The organism is Ensifer adhaerens (assembly GCF_000697965.2).
GTDB lineage: Bacteria > Pseudomonadota > Alphaproteobacteria > Rhizobiales > Rhizobiaceae > Ensifer > Ensifer adhaerens.
Genome location: NZ_CP015882.1, coordinates 899199 through 922825 on the forward strand (window position 1 = coordinate 899199; position 23627 = coordinate 922825).

Here is a 23627-nt window from a genome sequence, read left to right on the forward strand (position 1 = left end):
CTGCCGGGTTTCACCATGACATGACAAGGAAATGAACGCTTGAGACGCAATGTCCTGCCCGGGTTCCGCCTGTCGCTGGGGGTGACGCTGCTCTATGTGAGCCTGATCGTCGTTCTGCCGCTGGCAGCCCTCGTGTTCAAGGCCGCAAGCCTCGGCCCTCTCGACTACTGGCAGATCGTCTCGTCGCCGCGGGCACTCGCAAGCTATCGCGTCACCGTGACGGCCGCCCTTGGCGCGACGCTCTTCAATCTCTTCTTCGGCCTGGCGCTCGCCTGGGTGCTGGTGCGCTACCGCTTTCCGGGGCGCCGCATCGTCGATGCCATGGTCGACCTGCCGTTTGCCTTGCCGACGGCCGTTGCCGGCATTTCGCTGACCGCACTTTTCACGACCAACGGCGTGTTTGGCTCAATCCTCGAAGACTACGGCATCAAGGTTGCCTATACGCCTATCGGCATCATGATCGCCATGTGCTTCACCTCGCTGCCCTTCATCGTGCGCACGGTGCAACCGGTACTGGAGGATCTCGATCCGGCGCTGGAGGAGGCAGCCCAGTCGCTTGGCGGCTCGGACCTCGCGATCTTCCGCAAGGTCATTCTGCCGCTGCTGACACCGGCGCTTCTCGCCGGCGTCTCTTTGTCCTTCGCCCGCTCGCTCGGCGAATTCGGCGCGATCATCTTCATCGCCGGCAACCAGCCGATGTCGACCGAGATCACCGCGCTGCTGATCTTCATCCGGCTTGAGGAATACGACTATCAGGCAGCGGCGGCGATCGCGTCCGTCCTGCTGCTCACGGCGTTCCTCATGCTCGCGGTAACCAACTGGCTGCAGGCGCGGGCGCTGCGCTACACCCGGAGGTCTTGACGATGAGTTTCAAAAAGACCGTACGCACGCTGCCGCGGGTCGGTGACGGCCCCGTGTTCCGCCGCGCCCTTATCGGTATCGTGCTGATCATCGGCGCATTCCTCATTCTCGCGCCGCTGCTGATCATCGGTGTCGAAGCCTTTGCCAAAGGCTGGCAGGTCTATCGCGACACGATCCTGCATCCCGACACGCGCCATGCGATCATGCTGACCGTGCTTGCGGCGCTGATCGCCGTACCCATCAACACCGCCTTCGGCGTCGCCGCCGCCTGGGCGATCACCAAATTCGATTTCCGCGGCAAGGGCTTCCTGCTGGTGGTGATCGAGATCCCGTTCTCGGTTTCACCGATCGTCGCGGGTGTTGCCTATCTCTTCGTCTACGGGCTGCAGGGCCTGTTTGGTCCGACACTTGATGCCTATGGCATCAAGATCCTGTTTGCCATTCCAGGCATCGTGCTCGCCTCGATGTTCGTCACCGCGCCGTTTGTCGCCCGGGAGCTCATTCCGCTGATGCAGGCCCAGGGGCGCGATCTCGAAGAGGCGGCCGTTTCCCTCGGCGCTTCCGGCTTCCGCACCTTCTTTTCGGTGACGTTGCCCAACATCAAGTGGGCGCTGCTCTACGGCGTCGTCCTTTGTAATGCGCGCGTGATGGGCGAGTTCGGCGCGGTTTCGGTCGTCTCTGGTAACATCCGTGGCCAGACCAACACCCTGCCGCTCCATATCGAGCTGCTCTATCACGACTATCAGGCGGCGGGCGCTTTTGCGTCGGCGTCCATTCTGGCGCTCATCGCCGTCTTCACCATCATCGCCAAGGTCGCTCTGGAGCGCCAAGGGGCGGGCCGCGTCCGCCCAGTTGCCAATTCCGCGGAGAATGCATCATGAAGATCCGCCTTGACCACGTCGTCAAGACTTTCCAAACCTTCCGTGCCGTCAAGGACGTCTCCCTGGAGATCGAAAGCGGCGAGCTCGTCGCGCTGCTTGGGCCCTCCGGTTCTGGCAAGACGACGATATTGCGCATGGTTGCCGGCCTCGAATTCGCCGATGGCGGTCACATCTATTTCGGCGACCAGGATGCGACCGACATCCCGGTGCGCGATCGCGGCGTCGGCTTCGTGTTCCAGCACTACGCGCTTTTCCCGCATATGACCGTGGCGCAGAACATCGCCTTCGGCATGGAGGTCTCGAAGGTCAAGCGCGACAAGGCGGCCATCCATGCGCGGGTCGCTGAACTGTTGCGCCTGGTTCGCCTCGAAGGGCTCGGCGAACGGTTTCCGGCGCAGATCTCCGGCGGTCAGCGCCAGCGCGTCGCACTTGCCCGCGCGCTTGCCGTCGATCCAAAGGTGCTGCTGCTGGACGAGCCTTTCGGCGCGCTTGATGCCAATGTCCGGCGTGAGCTGCGGCGCTGGCTGCGCGAAATCCATAGTGAGCTCGGCATCACCACGCTCTTCGTCACGCACGACCAGGAAGAGGCGCTCGATCTCGCTGACCGCGTGGTGATCCTGAAGGATGGCCATATCGTTCAACAGGGGACGCCGGAGGAGGTCTGCCGCGAGCCGAAATCGGCCTTCGTCATGAAGTTCCTCGGCGATGCCAACATGCTTCCCGCCGAGGTGCGCGATGGTCGGGCCTATGCCGATGGCGCGGTCATCGATGCCGCAGGGATTGCCGACGGCAAGGCCGAGCTTTACGCCCGGCCGGTCGATCTCGACTGGGCGGCGGGAGGCCCGGGTATCGCGGCCAATATCAGCCGGGTGATGGATCGCCCTGGCGGCCGCCGGGTGGTCGCGACGACCGAGCGTGGCGTGCCGCTGGAGTTGGACCTGGAGCCGGAGCGGATCGTGAAGGCCGGCGACACCGGTTACGTGACGCTGCGGCGGGCAACGGTATTTGCGATTTAGGCTGAGCGCGCGGCCAGCCTCTTGCCGCCGTCAGGCGAAGCGGAGGGCGGACCGAGCGCGCGCCTTGGCTGCTTCTTCTTCCCGGTTGCGTGGGGGCTGTGACGTCTCGAGCGCATCGAGCAGTTCTTGCGCGCATGCCGCAATCGAATTGACCGCGTGCTCGAACGCCGCTTCGTTCCGCTTGGACGGCTTGCTCGTTCCGCTTAACTTGCGCACGAACTGCAGCGCAGCGTCATGGATCTCGGCGTTCGTCGCCGGCGGCTCGAAATTGAACAGGGGTTTGATGTTTCGGCACATGACGGGCTCCCGGTCCTCTTCGTTCTCGCTCCTGTCGAGGGCCGGATCTTAGTGCCCGTTCCTCGTCAGCGAAAGACCTTTACCGTCCGCTGCCTGCGATCCAACCGTTGGCCGGCTCCGCTCAGGAGTTCCGGCCGTTCTGTGCCAGGCGCATGCCGGCCGCGCGTCCGCCGCTCGGCACCACGACGATCTGCTTGACCTTGCCCTGCTTGAAGGCGGTCAGGAAACGCGGATAGTCGGCGAAGGCGACGCAGCCATGGGATTCCGCGCGCTTGCCGCGCAGCAGGTAGCTATGCGTCAGGAAACCGTCGCGGCCGTGCTTGTTCCTTCCGTCGACCGGCAGCATGCGGATCGCCTCGACCCCGTGGAAACGCGTTTCGCGCATCCTGAGGTTATAGGTGTGCGGCGGGGTCGGTCCGGTCATTTTGACGTCGACGTAGCGCGGGTTGTCGGCCATCTTGCCGATACCGGAATGGGCCTCGAGCACGCTGCCGTCAGGCATATAGACCTTGGCAGCGGTGATGTCGTAGACGGCGACGCCGTTGCCGGCCTTCGCTCCGCCGCCAAACATGTTACGCAACGCCTGGCCGAAACCGGTGCCGGCACTGTTCTCGGTCGGATCTTCCGGCCGTGAATAGGCAAGATTCTGCTTCTTCGGCGCTTCGTCCGCGTCTGCCTTGGCTGTCTCTTCTTCCTTTTTCACCGCTGCGTCTTCCGCCTGCTTGGTCGCAGGCTTTTCGTCTTCGGCGGGCGGCTTTTCCGCTTGCGCGGTGCGGGGGCGGAATTGCGGCATGGGACCGACCGAGGGCGTGTCCTCATGGCTCGGCAGGGCGGCCGTGTCTTCAGCCTGGTCCTGGTCCGGCTGTTCGGCGAGATCGTCCTCGGACGGCGCCGTCAACAGAGCCGAAAAGGCGCTGCCTTCCACGTGGCTCTGGGAGGGGGTGGCGTAGGCGAGCTGGACCGGGTTCTTGGCAACGGCAACAGACGCCACCGGCGCGAAGCGTTCTGGCGCCGGGAGCTTTACCGTGGCGATCTGATGGTGAACCTGGGTAGCGGGAACGGGGTCGCTCGCGACTTTCTCGGACGAGAGAACAGCCTTTTTCACCGCGGCTGCAATCCGGGCGCTCTTGCCGATCGTTTCCGCATCTATCGGGAACAGGGCATCGTGCCCGAACCTCGCCTCGCTGGGAGCGAGGCTTGCGACCATGACGGGCTGCGCCGCGGCGGCGGCCACGAGCCGCGTCGCCTGGTTGGTTCTGGCGTGCTTGTCCCAGGCGCGCTCTTTGGTCGTCTCGGCCAAATGCAGCTGCGGCTTCGGCAGCAGGCGGCCGGAACCATGCGCGTAGGAACTGCCGATCGCGGCCATGCCGACAAGCGACCACGCAGCCGCGCCGACGAGGGCGGTGCCGCAGCAAGTGATCAGCAATGGGCGCAACAGACGGTGCAAAGACTGTGGGCGAATGATCTTACTCAACAACGCAAATCAAGCCAGAAAATCTCACAAAGGCTCTCAGCCCGGCGAGCGAACGCCGCTGCGCGATTTCTGGATTGTCCCCTTCTTGACGACTGATGGACAAAAGATGGAGAAGTATGGTTAAATTTTGCTTTCCAACCGCCGAAATAGATCCCGGATCGATTTTTTTCCGCCGAAAAGGCCCATTTCGGCCGCTTTCCGGACGACTAGTACTCGGACTACGCTCACACTTGCCTGTTGGGGGTACTACGGATTGCAGCTCAGATGCGTCCGTTCTCAAAGGCCAGCCGAAAGCAGGCACCGCCGCTCTGTGAGGTGAGGATGCTCACGCGGCCTTTGTCGCTGCGCGATCTGCAGAACGAGATTGAGGCCGAGACCAGCGCCACGTTCGCGCGGCTTGAGGCGGTAAAAAGCCTCGAAGACGCGCTCGCGTTCCGCCTCCGGGATGCCCGGGCCGTCGTCGCTGACTTCGATCACGCCGTCCGGCTCGACCCGTACGACGATCACGCCCTGGTTCCCGGCATGCTCGATCGCGTTCTGGACGAGATTGGTAACCGCCCGTTCGAGCGAGACTGCGTCGCCCTGTATCAGGGACTGCTCGGTGTTTTGTTCAAACGACAGGTCGTAGCCTTCGTCGATGGCGAGCGGCGCAAGGTCGGCAACGACGTTGCGGCAGAGCGCGACGATGTCCACGGCGGTGAAGGGCCTGGCGTCGGCTTCCAGCCGTTGCAGATCGAGCAACTGCTCGGCAAGCGCTGAAATCCTCTCGCAGTCGGAGATCAACCGGTCGCGCTCCGGCCCTGAGGCGAGCAAGTCGAGCCGCGCCTGAAGAATGGCCACAGGCGTCCGCAGCTCATGGGCGGCGTCGAGAATGAAGCGCTGATGTTGGCCATAGGATTGATCGAGCCGGTGAAGGGCGCTGTTGATGCCGCGCACGAGCGGGCGGACCTCGCTCGGAACCGCCGTTTCGGCCAGCCGGTGGCTCCGGTGCGTAATGTTGATCTCATCCGTTTCGCGGGCGAGATCGGAGATGCCCCGGATCGCCCGGTTGACGATGCGGGGCACCGCGAAGATCGTGACGAGCGCGAGCAGCACCAGCATCGGCGCGACGAACAGGCGTGAGAACGAGAGGATGAGCGACGGTTGGCTCAGAAGCGTTCCCTGTCCGAATACGGTGAAGCTGCCTTCCTCGTTTGTCATGCGCCGGATGACGGCGAGATAGTTCGATGGCGGGCCGTCGTCGCGGATGTCCGAATAGGTCATTCGGTCGAGGGCCACGGTCATGCCGCGGTAGATGTCCGGTACGTCGCCGGACTGAACGATCTCGCCCCCGTCGCTGCGCGCGATGAACCAGAAATGCGGTTGCTCGCGACGAACGCGTGCCAGTTCCGCGGTGTCAGCGAGTTCGAGCTTGCCGCTGGCACTCCGCTTGATCGCGCGGAACGCCGTCTCGACCGGGGCGGGACTGACGAGCGCGCCGCCTTCGTCAGCGACGACGAGCAGCGTGACGAAGGATAGGCCGAACGCAAGAAGCACCGCCAGCTGCAGAACCAGCAAGTGTGCAATGAGACGTTGCTTGAGAGACCGTGGCCAGAGCTTCCACACTATCCGCACCATGTTGTTGGACCGGCAACGCCGTTCGGCTGACGCTTTTATTGAGGCGGCATAGACCGGTGTCAGTAAAACCTTGCCGAGACGATTGTAAACGCGAGGTTGCACGGACATTACGCGGAAAGGGGGGGCAGCGAGCGGGCTCGACGATCGCTTGCGCCGTTCCGGCTCAAGGCGTTGACTTGTCCCAGACCCTGGCGAAATCGACGAATGCCCTGAGCGCCGCCGGCATCTGGCGTCGGCTCGGATAATAGAGATAGAAGCCACCATAATAGGGGCACCAGTCTTCAAGGACGCGGACCAGCTTGCCCTCGTCGATGAGCGCGCGCACCTGGTCCTCGAAGGCAAAGGCGATCCCCGCGCCGAGAAGGGCCGCATCGACCATCATGTCCTGGTCATCGACGATCAGGGCACCGGTCACCTCGACCTGAACTTCGACACCGCCGCGCTCGAACTCCCAGGCATAGAGCCTTCCGCTGCCGAAGCGCAGTCCGATGCAGGACAGCGCCTTCAGATGCTCGGGAGCAGTCGGCCTTGCGTGGCGCTCGAAGAAGGAAGGTGTTGCCACGATCGCGGTACGCTGGCGCGGACCGATCGGGACGGCGATCATGTCCTGCGCGACGATCTCGCCAAAGCGAACACCCGCATCGAAACCCTCCGACACCATGTCGACAAGGTCGTTATCGACGACGATCTCGATGTTGACCTTCGGATGACTTTCGAGAAACCGCGCAACGATTGGCAGGAGAACCATTTTTGCCGAAGCGCGCGCCGTGTTGAACCTCAACCGTCCGATCGGCGCTCCCCGGAAATTGTTGAGATCGTCAAGGGCGTCCTCGATGTCGCGGAAGGCGGGCGCCACGCGGGCGAGCAGAAGTTCTCCCGCCTCGGTCAGCGCAACGCTGCGGGTGGTCCGGTTGAAGAGCCTAAGGTCCAGGCGCTCCTCAAGCGCCTTCAAGGCGTGGCTGAGTGCGGACGGCGTGCAGCCGATCTCGTCGGCGGCACGGCGGAAGCTCTGGTGGCGGGCGAGCGCAAGGAAAGGCGACAGGTCGGACGGCGATATGGTTCGCATTGATGAATGCTATTCAACAACTCAACAAGAATCCAGTCGATTATCTCAGCAGACGTCTCGCAGTACAACCTTCCCAGCCGCCGACGATGGAGCGGCGAAACAAACCGGAGGTTCACATGCATACGTGGTTCATCACTGGCGCATCCCGTGGATTTGGTGCTCTTATCGTTGAAAAGGCCCTGGCGAAGGGTGATCAGGTGGTCGCGACGGCGCGCAATCCCAGGGCGATCGCGAACCGCTTCGGGGATCATCCCAATCTCCTGGCCGTCGCGCTCGACGTCACTGACGAGGCCCAGGCGCATCAGGCTGTGGGCCAGGCGATCGCGCGCTTCGGGCGCATCGACATCCTGGTCAACAACGCCGGCTACGGTCTCCTGGGCGCGGTCGAGGAAGCGACAGGTCCCGAGATTGAAGCGCTCTATCGGACCAACGTCTTCGGACTTCTGGCCGTGACCCGCGCGGTGCTGCCGCACATGCGCCGCCAACGCCATGGGCGGATCCTCAACTTCTCATCCGTCGGCGGCTACCGCAGCGGACCTGGTTTCGGCGTTTACTGCTCGACGAAGTTTGCCGTCGAGGGACTGACCGAGGCTTTGGCGGCGGAACTCGCGCCCCTCGGAATCTACGCGACGGCGATCGAGCCCGGTTATTTCCGCACGGATTTTCTCGACTCGACGTCACTGAGCATCAGCCCGATCGAGATCAGCGACTATGCGGAGACCGCAGGTGCCGTTCGCAGCAAGGCGAAGGAGATCAGCCACAACCAGCCGGGCAACCCCGACACGCTTGCGAACGTACTGATTGCGTTCGTCGATGCGGAGCAGCCGCCGGTCCGGCTTCCGCTTGGCAGCGACACGGTGGCTGCGATCGAGGCCAAGCACGCTTCGGATCGCGATCTTCTTGCCCAGTGGCACACGGTTTCCGTTTCGACAGACTTCGAACAGGCCGTTTGAAACAGAGCCTGGATCGATTTTCTTCTGATCAGCAATAAATGCCGCCGGTACCGACTGCCCGGAACCATCCGGGGTTCGGTGCCGGCGATCCAATCCCAGCGTTTTCGCGCAAAGGCGCTTGTCGGGCTCTAAAACATGAGTATAAGAGACAAGTATTGGCGTGCGGCATCGGACGAGCCGCAGCTTTTCCCGCGAAGTTTGCATCATGCCTGAAGAAATCCACCCCCAAGACCGCCGTGGCGCGCTTCGCTAGGAAGGGTGGCTGATGGCAAGCTCTCTCAATCACTGGCTCGGTCTGCTCTTCAGGCGTCACCACAAGGAGGTGGTGCGCTACGCATCGCGCCTGATCGGCAATCGGGATGACGGTGAGGAAGTTGTGCAGAACGCCTATCTGCGCATGGTGAGGGTAGACCGCCGCAGCGTCGAGCACCCGCGTTCCTACCTGTTCAGGGCAGCGCGAAATGCGGCGATCGACTTTCGCATCAAGCTCGAGCGGGAGTGGTCGCGCCGGGTCGAATTGGACCAGGCAGACCGTCTGTCATCGTCGGACGATTTTGCGTTGCGGCTGGAATTTCGCGACAAGGTCGCAGCCCTTTCCGTTCTCTTGAACGAGTTGCCGGTGGCCTGCCGAACGGCCTTCATCATGAACAAGGTCGAGGGCCTTTCGCACCGCGAAATAGCCGAAACGCTGGGCATCTCGGTCAGCATGGTCGAAAAGCACATGCTGCGTGCCCTGAGCCATTGCGCGACGTGCGGCGAGAGCTGGACCATGTCTGACAAGGGGCGGCGATGAAACCGGCATCAGCGACAACGCAATGTCCCGCAAGGGACATCTCCGACGCGGCGCTCGCCTGGGTCGTCCGGCTGCATTCCGGCGAGGCGACCAGCGAGGACCAACGCGCCTATGATGCGTGGCGCGGACAAAGTGCCGAGCACGAGGCGGCGGCGGTCGAAGCGGAAGCCTTGTGGGACGATGCGGCACATCTGCGCCGCGATCGCCGCACCGGTCTCGTCTATCCCGGCCGCGACACCGCACTCCTTTCGCGCCGCCGTCTTCTAACCGGTGCGGTCGGCATCGCTGTTCTGGGAGGCGGGCTTGCCGCTTCGCGCCCCTGGCTGCGCATCCTCGGCTCCGACTATGCGACCACCACGGCAGAGACGCGTTCGATCAACCTGCCCGACGGGTCACGGGTGGTCCTCAACGCGCGCACTGCGATGGACGTGGATTTCGACGAACGGGCGCGCCGGGTGGTCCTGAAGGAAGGCCAGGCATTCTTCGACGTGGCGGCGGACGCACGACCCTTTCAGGTTGCCTCAGGTGAAACCATCGTCAAGGCCCTTGGAACCGCCTTCGACGTGGACGCCAATGCCGCCGATGGTTCGCTCGGCATTGCTGTCACCCGCCATTCCGTTCGCGTATCGCCAATGGCAGGCGGGGACCTCATGGGCGTTACGATCGCCGAGGGAGAGCGCGTGTCGGTCGGGGGTGACGGCGCCATCGGTAACCCTGTCGTGCAGGATCCGGCAATCGCACTCGCATGGCAGTCCGGCATGTATGTCGCCGAAAACCGCAGGCTCGGCGACGTCGTCGCTGCCCTTAGCCGCTATCACGGCGGCTGGATCGTCTTCAGCCACGACCGCTTGAAGTCGACATTGGTCAGCGCGGTGCTGGATCTCAGAACCCCTGACGCCTCGCTTTCAGCACTTGCGTCCGGCCTGCCGATCCGGGTCACGCGCATGACGCGCTTCGTGACATTGATCTCGGCGGTCTAGCCGGTTTCATTTTTTTTCGAACATCGTTGCGGGTTTTTGGGTGACGCCTCGTCTCGGCTTTTGAGGGGTGTGTCCTGCCAGCAGGAAGAACGATCCCTCGCTCACAGCATGGGAATAGGGATCAGATGTCCAGACAAACGGGGCGAAACAAACTTCTTGGCGCGGTCGTGGTCGCAACCACGGCGGTCGGTTCACTTCAAACGGCAATGCCGGCTCTGGCACAACAGGAACGGTCTGCCCGTTCCGGCGCCACCACCTTCGACATACCGGCGCAGTCCCTGACCGCGGCGCTTACGGCATTTGCGCGGCAGTCGGGGCTGAGACTTGCCTATTCGGCATCGCTGACCCAGGGGAAATCCGCGCCTGCCGTCAGCGGACCGATCCCCCCGGCAGAGGCGCTCTCCCAGCTTTTGTCCGGCAGCGGCCTCTCCTATAGCCTGAACGGCGGGACCGTCACGATCACCGAGCGCGTTTCCGGTGCGCACGCGGTCGGTGCGGCCAACGGCGAGACGATGCTTGCGCCGATCGTCGCCGGCGGCGGCATCATCAATCCGGTGGATGCGCCCTATGAAACGGCTGCGCCGACCGCCTACATCTCGCAAGAAAATATCGACCGCTTCCGCGGCTCGAGCCCGGCCGACATTTTCCGCGGCACGCCGGGCGTGCTTTCCGGCGAAGCGCGCAACGGCGCCGGCGCCGTCGACGTCAACATCCGCGGCATGCAGGGTATGGGCCGCGTTGCCGTCACCGTCGACGGAGCCAGCAATTCGGCCACGGTCTATCAGGGCTATCAGGGCATCTCCAACCGGACCTTCGTCGATCCGGATTTCCTGGGGGGCGTCGATATCACCAAGGGATCGGACGTCGCATCGAGCGGTATCTCCGGCACGGTGGCGATGCGCACGCTGGACGCCGGCGACATCGTGAAGGAGGGGCACACATTCGGCCTTCGGGTCAAAGGCGGCTTTGGCACCAACACATCCACGCCGCCGCCGGCCGGCACCACGGCGGGCTATGCCTGGCCGGGGGGCACCTGGGCGCCTCCGGTCGCAACGGCAAAAAGCGACGGAATGGACCGCCCCTCGTTCTTCGATCCGACCAGCGGCTCGGGCAGCATCGTCGGTGCGATGCAGGAAGAAAACGTCGACCTCCTTGCCGGTTACGCCTATCGCCGGCAGGGCAACTATCACGCGGGCACCAACGGACCCTCGGCAGTACCGGTGAGTATGGGACCGCGACCCTTCTGCTATGAGAGCGGCGTATGCCTGCCGCCCGCCCGGGGCTGGAAAGACTATATCGACAATATTGGCATCGCCAACTACCGCGCCGGCGAGGAGGTGCTGAACACCCAGCTCCAGACAAAGTCCTATCTCGCCAAGGGCACCGTTCGCTTCGAGAACGGTCACAGCCTGCAGTTCGGCTACAATGGTTTTCGCAGCGAGGCCGGCGACCTCCTGGCGTCGCGCCTGACCTCGGATCGGGGTCAGGCGATGCAGCAGGGCCAGACGGCGGGAACGAAGGTCGATGCCGGCACGCTTCGATACGGCTGGAAGCCTGACGACAACGACCTCATCGATCTCAAGGCCAATCTCTGGGCCACGCGGCTGGAGCTGCGCAATCCCCGGCGGAGCGGCGTGCTCTATCCGCAGCCCGGAGATTTCGGCCTGCCGGCCGATTTCCGCACCGGCTCCGACACCTTCATGTGGGGCGCCGATGTCGCAAACACGTCGGTTTTGACGACCGACTACGGCGGGCTCGACCTGACCTACGGCCTGTCGTTCCTGAGCGAGGATACGCGACCGAGCAAGTTCACACCGGAACTGGAGACCTGGCTCGACCTTCGCGATGGCACGCGGCAGGAGGCGGCGGCCTTCACTAAGGCTGCCTGGAAAGCCACCGATTGGCTGACGATCAATGGTGGCCTGCGCTACCAGCACTACTGGACCGAGGATCGAAATGCCCCCGAACAGGCCCGACCGGGCTACACCTACGACACAGCCCTCAGCGACGGCGGCTTCAGCCCCTCGGTGGGCGTGACGTTGGAGCCTTTCGACGGCACTCAATTTTATGTGAACTACTCGAACGCACTGCGCTCGCCGAGCATCTTCGAGGGCGTTTCGGCCTTCACCATGAACGTCAATTCCAACCTGCGGCCGGAACGGTCGAGCAATTGGGAAGTGGGCACCAACCTGAGGCGCGAAGGCGTATTTTCGGCCGACGACCAGGCGATGATGAAGCTCGGCTTCTTCGACTGGAATGTCGACAACTACATCTCGCGCGAATGGTATACCGATCCGCGCGGGATCTCCGGCATGCGCATTCACAACATTGCCGGCGCGCACTTCCAGGGCATAGAACTGTCCGGTCGTTATGAACGCGGCGGCTTTACCGCCGAGCTCGCCGCCAACTACTACACTGACGTCGAGTTTTGCCGAACAGCGACCACTTGCGGACACAAGTCGCTCTATGCCGACTACGCCACCAACCAGGTGCCGCCGGAATACACGGTCGCGCTGACGCTGTCGCAGACATTCCTCGACGACGCCTTGACGGTTGGCGGGCGGATTTCTCGCACAGGATCGCGCGCGATCGGTCATGGCGACGTGACCGCGCAGGGCGCTTCCCAGTTCATCTCGCTGATCGACTGGAAGCCCTATACGCTGGTGGACGCGTTCGCCGAGTACCGGATCAACGAGACCCTGACGGCGGCCTTCCGCATCGAGAACCTGACCGACGCCTATTATGTCGATCCCTTGAGCCTGGTGCAGCAGCCCGGCCCGGGACGTACCTTCTACGCGTCGTTGAAGGCGGAGTTCTGAGCCCGCGAACCGCATGCCGTTCATGACCGCGCCGGCGCCGGCGCGGCCAGCTATTCGACGACTGCGGCGACAGGATTTTCGTCACGGCCTCGCAGTGGTTTTTCCGGCATGAGATGAAAGAAGACGAGCGCCGCCGCCACCGCTGCGGCGCTCGCGATGAAGATATAGGTGAAGGGCACGGCCGACGTAACCGTCGTGCCGAGCGGTCCCACCCCTTCGCCAGCAAGCGGCAGTCCGTTGCCAAGAGCGATCGCGCCGAATGCCGCGACGCCGAGGGCGCCACCGAGCGATCGCAGGAACGTCAGAACACCGGTTGCGACGCCAAGATGCGCCTGGTCGACGGCGTTCTGAACCGAAATCGTCGCCACCGGAAAGGTCATGCCCGAGCCGAAACCGGCGGCGAATGTCAGCATTTCGAGGACGACGAGCGAGGTCCGACCGGCGAGAGCAGCAAGGGCCGCCAGGCAAAGAAAGGCCAGCGCGCCGCCGACCAGCGCCATCCTCTTATAGTGAACGATGCGCGGTATCGTCCGCCCGCTGGTCGTCGCTCCACAGACGGTCCCAAGCAGCAGGCCGAGCATCACCACGCCCGAACTGCTGGCCGACAGGCCATGGAACGTTTGCGCATAGACGGGGATATAGACCGAGAGCCCGACATTGGCGCCCTGCGCCAGGAACATGGCGAGCGTTCCGTAGCGGACGATGGGATTGCCAAGCACTTCCAGCGAGATCAGTGGCTCGCTCGCCCTGCACAGCCGCAGGGCGAAGGCGAGCCAGAGGACGACGGAAGCGCCGAGCAAGCCGAGTATGACGGTGGAAAGCCAGGGATAGCGGCTGCCGCCCCAGTTGAGCGCAAGCAGCAAGAGCGCGGTCGCGGCGACGAGCAACAGAGCGCCAACCCCGTCGATCCGGTGCGCACGGGCGACGGTCGGCAGTTTCCTCAACGGTTTGTTGATGATCGCCATCGCCGCAAGCCCGAGCGGGATGTTGATCCAGAAGATCAGGGACCAGTGCAGGTGTTCGGCGAAGGTGCCGCCGAGCAGCGGTCCGGCAATGCTCGCAACCGCCCACGTTCCGGATATCCAGGCGGCGTAGCGCGCCCGTTCCTTGGGCGGAACGAGGTCGCCGATGACGGTCTGCGCCAGTGCGAACAGGCCGCCGCCACCCAGGCCCTGGACGGCGCGGCCGACGATCAACGTCAGCATGTTGGGTGCCAGCGCGCTGATCAGCGATCCCGCAAGGAAGATGATGATGGCCGCAAAGATCGTCGGCCGCCGTCCGTAGATATCCGAGATCTTGCCGTAAAGCGGCGCCATGGCCGTCGCGGTCAGGAGGTAGCCGGTCACGACCCAGGGCAGGTAGTCGCTATGTCCCAGCGCCTTGCCGATGGTCGGCATCGCCGGCGCCACGATCGTCTGGTCGAGCGCGGCCAGAAGCATGGAGAGAAGAACGCCGCCGATGATGACGTTCTTTTCCGGCTCGGAAAGGGCGGACCCCGTTGCTGCCATTGCATTTCGATGAAGCGTCTCAGTCATTCTTGCGGCCTGATTGCAATCCGACGTTTAGTAGTGCCGACGGCATTCAGAAAGGCTGGCATGCCGATAGTCAACCGCCTTGGCGATCAGACCGGACCGGCGCCTCCGATGCACCGCACGATGGTCTGCACGAGCGTAGCAGGATGCGGGGCTGTGCGGGGCGAAAACCGGCAGCCTGGGCTTGCTGATTTGACAAACTTTGCCAAAGTATGCCATGCTTGCCCGCAGGAAATGGAGACCGACATGGCGACGATGAACGTATCCTTGCCCGACCCGATGAAGGATTGGGTGGAAGCGCAAACGCGCACGGGCCGTTATGCCAACGCCAGCGATTATGTGCGCGACCTCATCCGCAGGGATCAGGAGCGAAATGACAAGGTTGCGGTGATGCAACGCTTTGTCGACGACGGTCTGAAGAGCGGCGTCGGGTCCCGCTCCAAGGACGAGCTCTTTTCCGCGGCGCTTACGCGCGCTGAAGTGCCGCGCGGATAATGGCGTTTCGGCTTTCCGTCGCGGCAGAAGAAGACATCATCGCGATCGCCGCAGATGGGGTGCGCCTTTTCGGCTCCGCCCAGGCGCGGCGATATCACGATGAACTCTTCGCCGTATTCGCCTTGATTGCCGCCAACCCGCGCATGGCGCGCGAACGCACGGAGCTGTCGCCGCCGATGCGCATCCATCCGTTCAAGGCGCATCTGGTCGTCTACCGGGTCGAGGCGGACGGCGACATCCTCGTCGTTCGCGTCCGTCATGGGCATGAGGACTGGATCAGCAACGCATTTTAAGCAGGGGACGGCGCCATCGGGCGCCGTCCCCTGTTGCTTCTCGGTCGCGAGGCAGTTGCCTGCGGCCGGTGTCAGACGCTCTTTCGCGTGACGAAGCGTGTTTCCAGATAGGCCTCGATCGCTTCGGATCCGCCCTCGGTGCCGTAGCCGGAATCCTTGATGCCGCCGAAGGGGACTTCGGGGAGCGCCAGGCCCAGATGGTTGATCGAAATCATTCCGCTTTCGACCTCGCTTGCCAGGCGGTGGGCGCTGCGCTCCGATCCGGTAAAGGCATAGGCCGCAAGACCGAAGGGCAGGCGATTGGCCTCGTTGATCGCCTCGTCGAGATCATGGAAGCGATTGATGATCGAGACCGGGCCGAACGGCTCGTCGTTCATGATCCGGGCGGAAAGCGGCACGTCCGCCAGAACCGTCGGCTCGAAGAAGTAGCCGCGGTTGCCGATGCGATGGCCGCCGGTCGCCAATCGGGCACCATGCTCGAGCGCGTCGGCAACCAGGCTTTCGATCGCCGGGATGCGCCGCTCGTTGGCAAGCGGCCCCATGTCGACGCCGGCTTCGAGACCGTTGCCGACCTTGATCGTCTTCGAGGCGGCGACGAAGCCGTCGAGGAACTGATCGGCGACGCGCTCCTGCACGAGGAAGCGGGTCGGCGACACGCAGACCTGGCCGGCATTGCGGTACTTGCTGGCGGACATGATGGCGACGGCGCGTTCGACATCGGCATCATCGGTGACGATGACAGGCGCATGCCCGCCCAGTTCCATCGTCGCGCGCTTCATGTGCTGGCCGGCAAGGGCCGCCAGCATCTTGCCGACCGGGGTCGAGCCGGTAAACGACATCTTGCGGATCACCGGATGGGCGATCAGGTATTCCGAGATGACCGAGGGCACGCCGTAGACGAGGTTGACGACGCCGGCCGGAAGCCCGGCATCGACGAAGCAGCGGATGAGTTCGGCCGGCGACGCCGGTGTTTCCTCGGGCGCCTTGACGATGATCGAGCATCCGGTGGTCAGCGCCGCCGACAGCTTGCGCACCACCTGGTTGATCGGGAAGTTCCAGGGCGTGAAGGCGGCAACCGGACCGACCGGCAGCTTGACGGTCATCTGGGTGACATCGGGTGCGCGCGGCGGAATGATCTGGCCGTAGGCCCGCTTTCCCTCCTCGGCGAACCACTCGATGATGTCGGCGGCGCCAAGGATCTCGCCCTTCGACTGGGCAAGCGGCTTGCCTTGCTCGCGCGTCATCAGAAAGGCGATGTCGCCGGCCCGTTCGCGCAGCAGGGCGGCTGCCGACCGCATCACCTGGGCGCGGTCGAAGGCGGAGGTTGCCCGCCACGTCTTGAAGCCCTTCTCGGCGGCCGCAAGCGCCTCATTGAGGTCTTCCACTTCGGCCCAGGCCACCTGGCCGATCGTTTCCTCGTTGGCGGGGTCGATGACGGGAATGGTCTTGCCGGAACGCGCCGGCCGCCAGGCGCCGTCGATATGAAGCAGGATGTCTGGATAGTGAGCCATGGGAAACCCTTTACTGAATGAAGTTCGCCGCTTTGAGCGCGATGCCGTAGGATCAGGTCAATGGGGAACAGGTCGCCTGGCCAGGCGACCTTGAGATCTGGAGATGGGGACGTGGCCGCCCCGTTGCAAGGCGGCAACCCTATTCGGGGCGAACTGAAGACGCTCCGCTCGCAGACGTCAACCCCCTGGCTGCCTTCTCGAACTCGTCTGCGTATTGCTAGCCCGATCAGGGGAGTGCCGATGTGGCCTGCGGCTGACCGCCGAAGTGGGCAATCATGAGCCTGCACAGGCTTTCCATTGCGGGTCCGCGGACCCGATCGATCCGGCGGATCGTGTAGAGGGGGAGAAGCGGGCCGGGGAGACCGTTGCGGGCCGCGAGTGGCACCTCGCAGAGCCGCCCTTCACCAATATCTGCCGCGACCAGCCATAGCGGCAGATGACCCCACCCGGCCCCGGCAAGAATGAGGGCGTGTTTGGTCGCAAGGTCGCTGACCCTCAGCGTTTGCTGCGAGAAGACTGCGTAGCTCACCGCCTGCGCATCGGCTGCAGGATCCGCAACGACGATCTGCAGATGGTCGGCAAGATCGACCGTCGTCAGGCCAACGGTTCCGTCGCGGGGTGCGGCCAGGGGATGACCGCCGGCGCATACCGGAACCATGCCCGGAAAGGCTGCGACCGCCTCGCTGGCGATATGTGCGTCCGTTTCCTGTGCCGCCGTCAGGCCGAGGTCGCAGTCGCCGTCGAGCACCAGGCTCAACGCCATCGTCATCGGCGCCGTCACAAGCTCCACCCGCACGCCGGGATGGGCGCGGGTAAAATCGCTGATGACCCGTGCAATATCCGGCAGAGGAAGCAGCGGGTCGAGCGCCACGCGCAGCGCCGATTCCATGCCCTGATTGAAGCCGTTCGCCTTGGCCCGCAGCGCGTCGGCCTTTATCAGCAAGGTCCTGGCTTCTGCAAGCAGGGTCGCTCCGGCCTTCGTCAATTCGGGGCGGTGCTGGGAGCGGTCGAACAGCGGCAGGCGCAGTTCCGTTTCGAGGTTCAGGATGGCGCTGCTGAGGCCGGATTGGGCACGCCCGAGCGCGCGCGCTGCCGCCCGGAACGAACCGTGGTCGACGACGGGACGAATACGCGCAACTGGTCGAGCGTCAAGGCATCCAGCATGATCGGCCATCCCGATCAAAGTGATCGATATTTGAGCAATTACATTGATCATTTGAATTGGGCAATGCTCCGCCCACGGGTCAAGGGAGCAGGCAATGGAACGGCCGATCATCAATCACCACACCTCCGACACGCGGGAGGCATGCGACTGTGATCGCATCACCGTCCGTATCTTCGCCTCTTCCGTCCCGTGTAACGTCGATGAAGCTTCTATCGCCGGCCGGCCGCCGGACGAGGCTTTCCTGCTGCTAGGGCCTGGCGTGGATCCGGTATTTCGCACCCACGTTTCCGGATCTGTCGCCCAGGCTCTAGCGGTCGGGTACCGCACCGTTGGGAGCACGCCGTGATGCCGCGCATGCGCCCCATTCCCGCAATCGGCCAAGCTCGTGGCGTATCGTCACCTGATGCCCGCGATGTCAGTGCCGTTCTCGCGTTCGTCGCCCGGGTCGAAGAGACCCAATGGCTCCGGGACGTCGACGGTTTCGTCTCGTTGCTGGCGCCACAGGCCGTATGGACAACCGCATTCGGGCGCCAAATCGTCGGCGCGCCGGCAATCCATGCCTTCACCGCCGCCGTACTCCCGAACCTGTTTCGCGATTTTCAGGCGCTCTACGACGTCGAGCGCATCACCTTCCTGCATGCGGATGTCGTCGCGGTGAACGTGCGGCAAATTCCTGTCGATGCCGAAGGCAACCGCCGGCCGGGCGAGGACGAGGGGCGGCCGCTCTATATTCTTCGACGCCACGATGGCGCCTGGAGGATCGTTGTCGCCCAGAACACCACGCACCAGAACGAAAAGATCGCCGCCCAGCAGCGGGCGGTGGATGAAGCAACCAGCGGCGAGACCCATGCGCATGAATGAAAGATCTGCCGGCCACGCCACCTTCGTCATTCGCCGCAGCTATGCCGCAACACCGGCGACCGTTGTCCATGCCTTTGCGGATCCCGCCACCAAACGACGCTGGTTCTTCGAAGGGGAGGGGTGGACGGTCGACGAATTCACCTCGTCTTTCGAGGTCGGCGGCCGCGAGCACAGCCGCTTCCGCTTCGGAAACGGCCCGGTCATGTGCAACGACACGATCTATCTTGAGATCGTTGCGAATAAGCGCATCGTCTTCTCCTACACGATGACCGTGGCGGGAAGGCCGATTTCGGCTTCGCTCGGAACCCTCGAATTTTCCGCCGACGGCGAGGGAACGCGCCTCAACTACACCGAGCAGGCCGCTTTCCTCGATCGTCTCAACGAGCCGGGCGAACGTGAGGTTGGGTTTCGCGAATTGTTTCAGGCGCTTGCCGACGAAATCGAGCGCGCGCCGGCCGATGCCTGACGGACGGAGGAACCGTCACCACTGAAGCGATGGCCGTCAAAACCTGATGAGCGACACCCGAATATGAACAATTTTTAATTGTTTTTCAGGGTGTTGCGCCATTGAAGCGGCCACATTTAGGCCCAGCTTCCGATAGTCGGCACCACCTATCGCCGCGTGCCGACAGCAAGGTCTGCGGAGGCGCCGATGCTCAGCCGATCAAGTGTCACGTGTCGTATCGCCGTCGTTCTTCTCGCAATCGCCGCCGTCGGGTTCGTGGTGGCGCGCAAGCCCGTGCCGAGCGAAGCGAAATTGCCAGCCAACGCGGCCGTCAGCACCAAGCGTGGCGCCGTGTCCGTGCAGACGGCGACAGTGACGCTTAAAGATGTTCCCGTTGTCGTCCATGCCCTGGGCAACGTGCAGGCCCCCGATACCGTGGAAGTGGGCGCGCGCATTGCGAGCCAGATCACGGCCATCCACATCAAGGACGGGCAGATGGTCAAGGCGGGCGACCTGCTGTTCACGCTCGACGACCGCACGATAAAGGCCGGGCTTGCCCGTGACCAGGCGATCGTCGCCAAGGATACCGCGCAGCTTGCCGACGCCAACACGGAACTCGAGCGTGCCAAAACCTTGCGCGACGACAAGACCGGCACCCAGCAAAGCTATGACACCGCTCTCTCGCTTCAGCAGGCGGCGCAGGGGACCCTGGATGCCGATCGCGCCACCGTGGATGCCGATCAGGTCGCGCTGAGCCTGACCGAGATCACCGCGCCGATCGGTGGACGCCTGGGCGCCGTGCAGGTCGCGCTCGGAGATCTTGTCGGCCAATCGGGCGCGACATCGAACAATCTGGTGACGATCACGGCGATCGACCCGATCGACGTTACGTTCCGCCTGCCGGAAGAGCGCTTGCAGACGTTCAAGGATCTGATTGATCGCGGGACGCCTCCACCGGTTCGTGCCAGGTCGAGCGGCACGCAAACAGTGATCGGCGAAGGCGTACTCGATTTCATCGATTCTGCCGTCGATACCGCATCCGGCACCATCGCCATGCGCGCGACCTTCCCCAATACCGCTCAGAAGCTCTGGCCGGGCCAGTTCGTGGATGTCGATATCGATCAGGCGCAACTGCATCAGGCGCCTGTTATCCCGAGCGTTGCGGTCCAGCCCGGGCAGGACGGCCCGTTCGTCTTTGATGTGAAGGATGACAACACGGTCGAGACCCGCGCCGTGTCCGTGCTGGCCGACGACGGCAAGGAGGCCGCCATCGGCACGGGCCTTGCCGCCGGTGACCGGGTCATCATCGAAGGACAGGCGCGGCTGAAGTCGGGTGATGTCGTTGTCGCTGCAGGCGCGGCCGATCTGGCCGCGGATTAGGATTTGCCATCATTCGGGAGTGCGTGAAATGCCGCTGTCCGAGTTCAGTATCCGCCGCCCGATCGCGACCGTATTGTTATCGGTCGCGCTCATCCTGGCCGGCGTTTTCAGCTATCTCGTCCTGCCGATTGCCGCGCTTCCGCGAACGGATTTCCCGGTCATCAACGTTTCTGCCTCGTTGCCCGGCGCCTCGCCCGAGACCATGTCGACGTCGGTCGCCATTCCGCTGATCAAGCAGTTCGCCACCATCGCCGGGATCGACACGATCTCGACGACGAATGCACTCGGCTCGACATCGATTTCAATCGAGTTCGTGCTCGGGCGCAACATCGATGCCGCCGCCGCCGACGTGCAGGCAGCTATCACCAGGACGCTCAGGCTGCTGCCACAGGACATGCCGGCGCCGCCAAGTTACCGGAAGATCAACCCGGCGGATGCACCGGTCTTGCTCCTGGCGCTGAAGAGCAGCACCGTGCCGCTCACCGCCCTCGACGCCATCGCGCAGCAGGTGATTTCGCCCACGCTTTCGGTGCTCGACGGGGTGGCGGAAGTGTCCATCTTCGGCAGCCAGCAATATGCCGTGCGCATTCAGATGCATCCTGACGCGCTTGCCGCGCGCGGCATTTCCGTCGACCAGTTGAGGACGGCGGTCGCGGCGGCGAACGACAATTCGCCTCTCGGCACCGCGCAGACCAGCGATCGTCAGGCGGCGATCGTTGCGGACACGCAGCGCATGAATGCCGCCAGTTTCGCGGATATCATCGTCAAAAGCGTCGACGGCAGGACCGTGCGGCTCGGTGACGTCGCGACGGTGATCGATTCCGTTGCCAACAACCAGACGGCAAGCTGGCACGACGGTTCGCGGGCGATCATCCTGGCCATCCAGCGGCAGCCGGATGCAAATACTGTTGAAGTCGTCGACCGGGTGCAGGCGCTTCTGCCGTCGCTTCGCCAGTCGCTTCCGGCCGCAGCCTCGATCGAAACGCTCAGCGACCGCTCCATGTCGATCCGCGGGGCGGTGCACGACGTCCAGTTCACCCTGATCCTCACCGTCGGCCTCGTGATCCTCGTCATCTTCGCCTTCGTTCGCCGCCTCTGGGCGACGCTTATTCCAGCGCTTGCCGTTCCGATCTCGATCATCGCCACCTTCGCGGCGATGTATCCGCTTGGCTTTTCGATCGACAATATCTCGCTGATGGCGCTCACGCTTTCCGTCGGGCTGGTGGTGGATGACGCCATCGTCATGCTGGAAAATATCGTGCGGCACATGGAAGAGGACGGCATCGATGCCTTCTCGGCGGCGCTCATCGGTTCGCGTGAGATCGGCTTTACGATCATCGCGATTTCGCTGTCGCTCGTCGCGGTCTTCATTCCCGTCTTGCTGATGGGCGGCGTGATCGGCCGCATTCTCAACGAATTTGCGATCGTCGTCACCGTTGCCATCCTCGCTTCCGCCTTCGTTTCCCTTACCCTGACGCCGATGCTTGCAGCGCGGCTTCCGGTGAGGGCGGATGGAGCAGAGAAAGCGCGCTGGCTGCGGCAGCTGGATCTTGTATTCGAACGAGGTTTCGACGGGCTTCTGCGCGCCTATGAGCGGCTGCTATCGCTCTGCATAAAGGCGCGCGCGCTGGTGTTTCTGCTTTTCCTGTTTACCGTCGTGATCACGGGCTACCAGATCGCCACGATCCCGAAGGGGTTCTTCCCGCAGGAGGACATCGGCCAGTTGCAGGTTACGACCCAGGCGCGCCAGGACATTTCCTTCGCCGCCATGTCGAAGCTCCAGTCCAATGTGGAGGCGGTGTTTGCCAGTTCACCCTACGTCGCCCATGTCGCAAGCACGATCGGCTCGGGCGGCGCGTCGAGCGCGCTCAACTCCGGTCGGCTTTTCGTCGAGCTAAAGCCCAAGACCGAGCGTCCGCCGCTTGAAACCGTCCTTGCGGATTTGCGCCGGAAGCTGGCGGCGATCCCCGGTATCCAGGCCTTCATGTCGCCGGTCCAGAACCTCTCGTTCGGATCGCGCGCGTCGGCCAGCCAGTACCAGCTGGTGCTCCAGAGCCTCGATCAGCCGTTGATGAACGAATGGGCGCAGAAGCTCCATGATGCGATGAGCGCGGATCGGACCTTCTTTACCGACGTCAACAGCGACCTTCAGATCAACGCTCCACAAACACGCCTCGTGGTCGACCTCGACAAGGCGGCAACGCTCGGGGTCAACGCGAGCGAACTGCGCACCACGCTCTATGGCAGTTTCGGTACCGAGCAGATCTCGACGATCTACACGGCGGGCGACAGCTACGAAGTGATCCTGGAACTCGATCCCTCGATGCAATGGTCAGCCGACAAGTTCGACGAACTGCGTGTCGGCAGTGCCAATGGCGGCCTTGTTCCGCTCGGGGCCTTCGCCCGGGTCGAGACCGTATCCGGACCGCTCACCGTCAACCAGCTCGGCCAGCTGCCAGCGGTCACGCTTTCCTTCAACCTGCCGGCCAAGGTCGCCCTCGGTGACGCCCTTGCGGAGATCGACCGCCTCAAGGCAGAAATCGGCATGCCGTCTGAGGTGACGACCCGCAATTACGGCACCACGCAGTTATTCGAAGACGCCGCCGCCAACCAGGGTCTGCTGGTGCTGGCGGCTATCCTCACGATCTACCTCGTGCTCGGTATTCTCTATGAAAGCCTGATCCATCCATTGACCGTGCTTTCCGGTCTGCCGTCAGCCATATCCGGGGCGTTGCTTGCCATCTATTTCGGCGGTTTCGACCTCTCGATCATCGCTATTGTCGGCGTGCTAATGCTGATCGGTATCGTCAAGAAGAACGCCATCATGATGATCGACGTTGCGCTGACGCTGCAGCGCGCCGGTTCGCCGGCCGCCGAGGCCATCCATAAGGCTTGTGTCATGCGCTTCCGCCCGATCATGATGACCTCGGTTGCTGCGATCATGAGCACGCTGCCGATCGCGATCGGCAGCGGCGCCAGCGCAGAACTGCGCCAGCCGCTTGGGGTCGCCGTCGTCGGCGGCCTGCTGGTGTCGCAGCTTGTGACCCTCTTCGTGACCCCTGTCATCTATCTATACATGGAAGATTTCATGCGGGTCGCTTCCCGCCTGGTTCGCCAGGGGCTGCAGATCACCAGGGGCGAACGACCGACTGCGGTCGACGATCAGCCGGGACACGGATAGCCCGCCC

Annotated in this window: 20 protein-coding genes; 13 read left to right on the forward strand and 7 right to left on the reverse strand. The window is 63.6% G+C overall.

Annotated features, from left to right (window positions below; translation table 11 throughout):
- The first annotated feature begins 39 nt into the window (after window positions 1–39).
- The 3 genes from cysT to FA04_RS31735 are packed head-to-tail and all read left to right on the forward strand — an operon-like array spanning window position 40 to window position 2758.
- On the forward strand, window positions 40–861 hold the full coding sequence (gene cysT, locus FA04_RS31725; protein WP_034798160.1) for a sulfate ABC transporter permease subunit CysT: 822 nt from the start codon (window positions 40–42) through the stop codon (window positions 859–861).
- A gap of 2 nt (window positions 862–863) precedes the next feature.
- Window positions 864–1742, forward strand: a complete 879-nt coding sequence (gene cysW, locus FA04_RS31730; RefSeq protein ID WP_034798161.1) for a sulfate ABC transporter permease subunit CysW — start codon at window positions 864–866, stop codon at window positions 1740–1742.
- The gene (locus tag FA04_RS31735) at window positions 1739–2758 is read left to right on the forward strand and encodes a sulfate/molybdate ABC transporter ATP-binding protein (protein WP_034798163.1); all 1020 of its coding nucleotides are present in this window, start codon (window positions 1739–1741) and stop codon (window positions 2756–2758) included. The genes cysW and FA04_RS31735 overlap by 4 nt, the downstream gene beginning before the upstream one ends.
- Before the next feature lie 30 nt (window positions 2759–2788).
- On the opposite strand, the gene FA04_RS31740 is transcribed toward FA04_RS31735, so the two are convergent.
- The 4 genes from FA04_RS31740 to FA04_RS31755 all read right to left on the reverse strand — a co-directional run bounded on the left by FA04_RS31740 (window position 2789) and on the right by FA04_RS31755 (window position 7212).
- Window positions 2789–3055: a DUF2277 domain-containing protein gene (locus FA04_RS31740; protein ID WP_034798165.1), complete on the reverse strand. Its 267-nt coding sequence runs from the start codon at window positions 3053–3055 to the stop codon at window positions 2789–2791.
- Between the two features lie 121 nt (window positions 3056–3176).
- Window positions 3177–4529 carry a DUF2778 domain-containing protein gene (locus FA04_RS31745; protein ID WP_234798826.1) on the reverse strand — a complete coding sequence of 451 codons (1353 nt, stop codon included), beginning with the start codon at window positions 4527–4529 and terminating at the stop codon, window positions 3177–3179.
- 276 nt (window positions 4530–4805) lie between these two features.
- A complete protein-coding gene (locus tag FA04_RS31750) occupies window positions 4806–6086 on the reverse strand; it encodes a sensor histidine kinase (protein WP_234798827.1) in 1281 nt (426 codons plus the stop codon).
- A 223-nt stretch (window positions 6087–6309) separates the two neighbouring features.
- Window positions 6310–7212 (reverse strand): LysR family transcriptional regulator, encoded by a 903-nt coding sequence (locus FA04_RS31755; protein ID WP_034798177.1) that lies wholly within the window; start codon window positions 7210–7212, stop codon window positions 6310–6312.
- 116 nt (window positions 7213–7328) lie between these two features.
- Between FA04_RS31755 and FA04_RS31760 the strand changes: the two genes are divergently transcribed.
- The 4 genes from FA04_RS31760 to FA04_RS31775 all read left to right on the forward strand — a co-directional run bounded on the left by FA04_RS31760 (window position 7329) and on the right by FA04_RS31775 (window position 12757).
- Window positions 7329–8165, forward strand: a complete 837-nt coding sequence (locus tag FA04_RS31760; RefSeq protein WP_034798179.1) for an oxidoreductase — start codon at window positions 7329–7331, stop codon at window positions 8163–8165.
- Between the two features lie 265 nt (window positions 8166–8430).
- Window positions 8431–8958: a sigma-70 family RNA polymerase sigma factor gene (locus tag FA04_RS31765; protein ID WP_051659402.1), complete on the forward strand. Its 528-nt coding sequence runs from the start codon at window positions 8431–8433 to the stop codon at window positions 8956–8958.
- On the forward strand, window positions 8955–9938 hold the full coding sequence (locus FA04_RS31770; protein ID WP_034798181.1) for a FecR family protein: 984 nt from the start codon (window positions 8955–8957) through the stop codon (window positions 9936–9938). Before FA04_RS31765 ends, FA04_RS31770 begins: the two co-directional genes overlap by 4 nt.
- A gap of 125 nt (window positions 9939–10063) precedes the next feature.
- Window positions 10064–12757, forward strand: coding sequence for a TonB-dependent receptor (locus FA04_RS31775; protein WP_034798183.1), 2694 nt, complete (start codon window positions 10064–10066; stop codon window positions 12755–12757).
- Window positions 12758–12807: 50 nt separating this feature from the next.
- On the opposite strand, the gene FA04_RS31780 is transcribed toward FA04_RS31775, so the two are convergent.
- Window positions 12808–14265 carry an MDR family MFS transporter gene (locus tag FA04_RS31780; protein WP_234798828.1) on the reverse strand — a complete coding sequence of 486 codons (1458 nt, stop codon included), beginning with the start codon at window positions 14263–14265 and terminating at the stop codon, window positions 12808–12810.
- 270 nt (window positions 14266–14535) lie between these two features.
- Here FA04_RS31780 and FA04_RS31785 point away from each other — a divergent pair, with 270 nt between their 5' ends.
- Window positions 14536–14784, forward strand: coding sequence for a type II toxin-antitoxin system ParD family antitoxin (locus tag FA04_RS31785; protein ID WP_034798187.1), 249 nt, complete (start codon window positions 14536–14538; stop codon window positions 14782–14784).
- The gene (locus FA04_RS31790; RefSeq protein WP_034798189.1) at window positions 14784–15077 is read left to right on the forward strand and encodes a type II toxin-antitoxin system RelE/ParE family toxin; all 294 of its coding nucleotides are present in this window, start codon (window positions 14784–14786) and stop codon (window positions 15075–15077) included. The genes FA04_RS31785 and FA04_RS31790 overlap by 1 nt, the downstream gene beginning before the upstream one ends.
- Window positions 15078–15148: 71 nt before the next feature.
- Here the strand turns inward: FA04_RS31790 and FA04_RS31795 are convergent, their stop codons facing one another.
- Both FA04_RS31795 and FA04_RS31800 read right to left on the reverse strand, forming a co-directional pair.
- A complete protein-coding gene (locus FA04_RS31795) occupies window positions 15149–16588 on the reverse strand; it encodes an NAD-dependent succinate-semialdehyde dehydrogenase (protein ID WP_034805416.1) in 1440 nt (479 codons plus the stop codon).
- A gap of 226 nt (window positions 16589–16814) precedes the next feature.
- Window positions 16815–17804 (reverse strand): LysR family transcriptional regulator, encoded by a 990-nt coding sequence (locus tag FA04_RS31800; protein WP_051659649.1) that lies wholly within the window; start codon window positions 17802–17804, stop codon window positions 16815–16817.
- Between the two features lie 294 nt (window positions 17805–18098).
- Between FA04_RS31800 and FA04_RS31810 the strand changes: the two genes are divergently transcribed.
- The 4 genes from FA04_RS31810 (at window position 18099) to FA04_RS31825 (ending at window position 23620) form a co-directional block, all read left to right on the forward strand.
- Window positions 18099–18614, forward strand: coding sequence for an SgcJ/EcaC family oxidoreductase (locus tag FA04_RS31810; RefSeq protein ID WP_051659650.1), 516 nt, complete (start codon window positions 18099–18101; stop codon window positions 18612–18614).
- Window positions 18607–19080 (forward strand): SRPBCC family protein, encoded by a 474-nt coding sequence (locus tag FA04_RS31815; RefSeq protein WP_034803391.1) that lies wholly within the window; start codon window positions 18607–18609, stop codon window positions 19078–19080. The genes FA04_RS31810 and FA04_RS31815 overlap by 8 nt, the downstream gene beginning before the upstream one ends.
- 255 nt (window positions 19081–19335) lie before the next feature.
- Window positions 19336–20439: an efflux RND transporter periplasmic adaptor subunit gene (locus FA04_RS31820; protein ID WP_234798829.1), complete on the forward strand. Its 1104-nt coding sequence runs from the start codon at window positions 19336–19338 to the stop codon at window positions 20437–20439.
- Between the two features lie 28 nt (window positions 20440–20467).
- On the forward strand, window positions 20468–23620 hold the full coding sequence (locus FA04_RS31825; RefSeq protein WP_034803367.1) for an efflux RND transporter permease subunit: 3153 nt from the start codon (window positions 20468–20470) through the stop codon (window positions 23618–23620).
- Window positions 23621–23627: the final 7 nt, after the last annotated feature.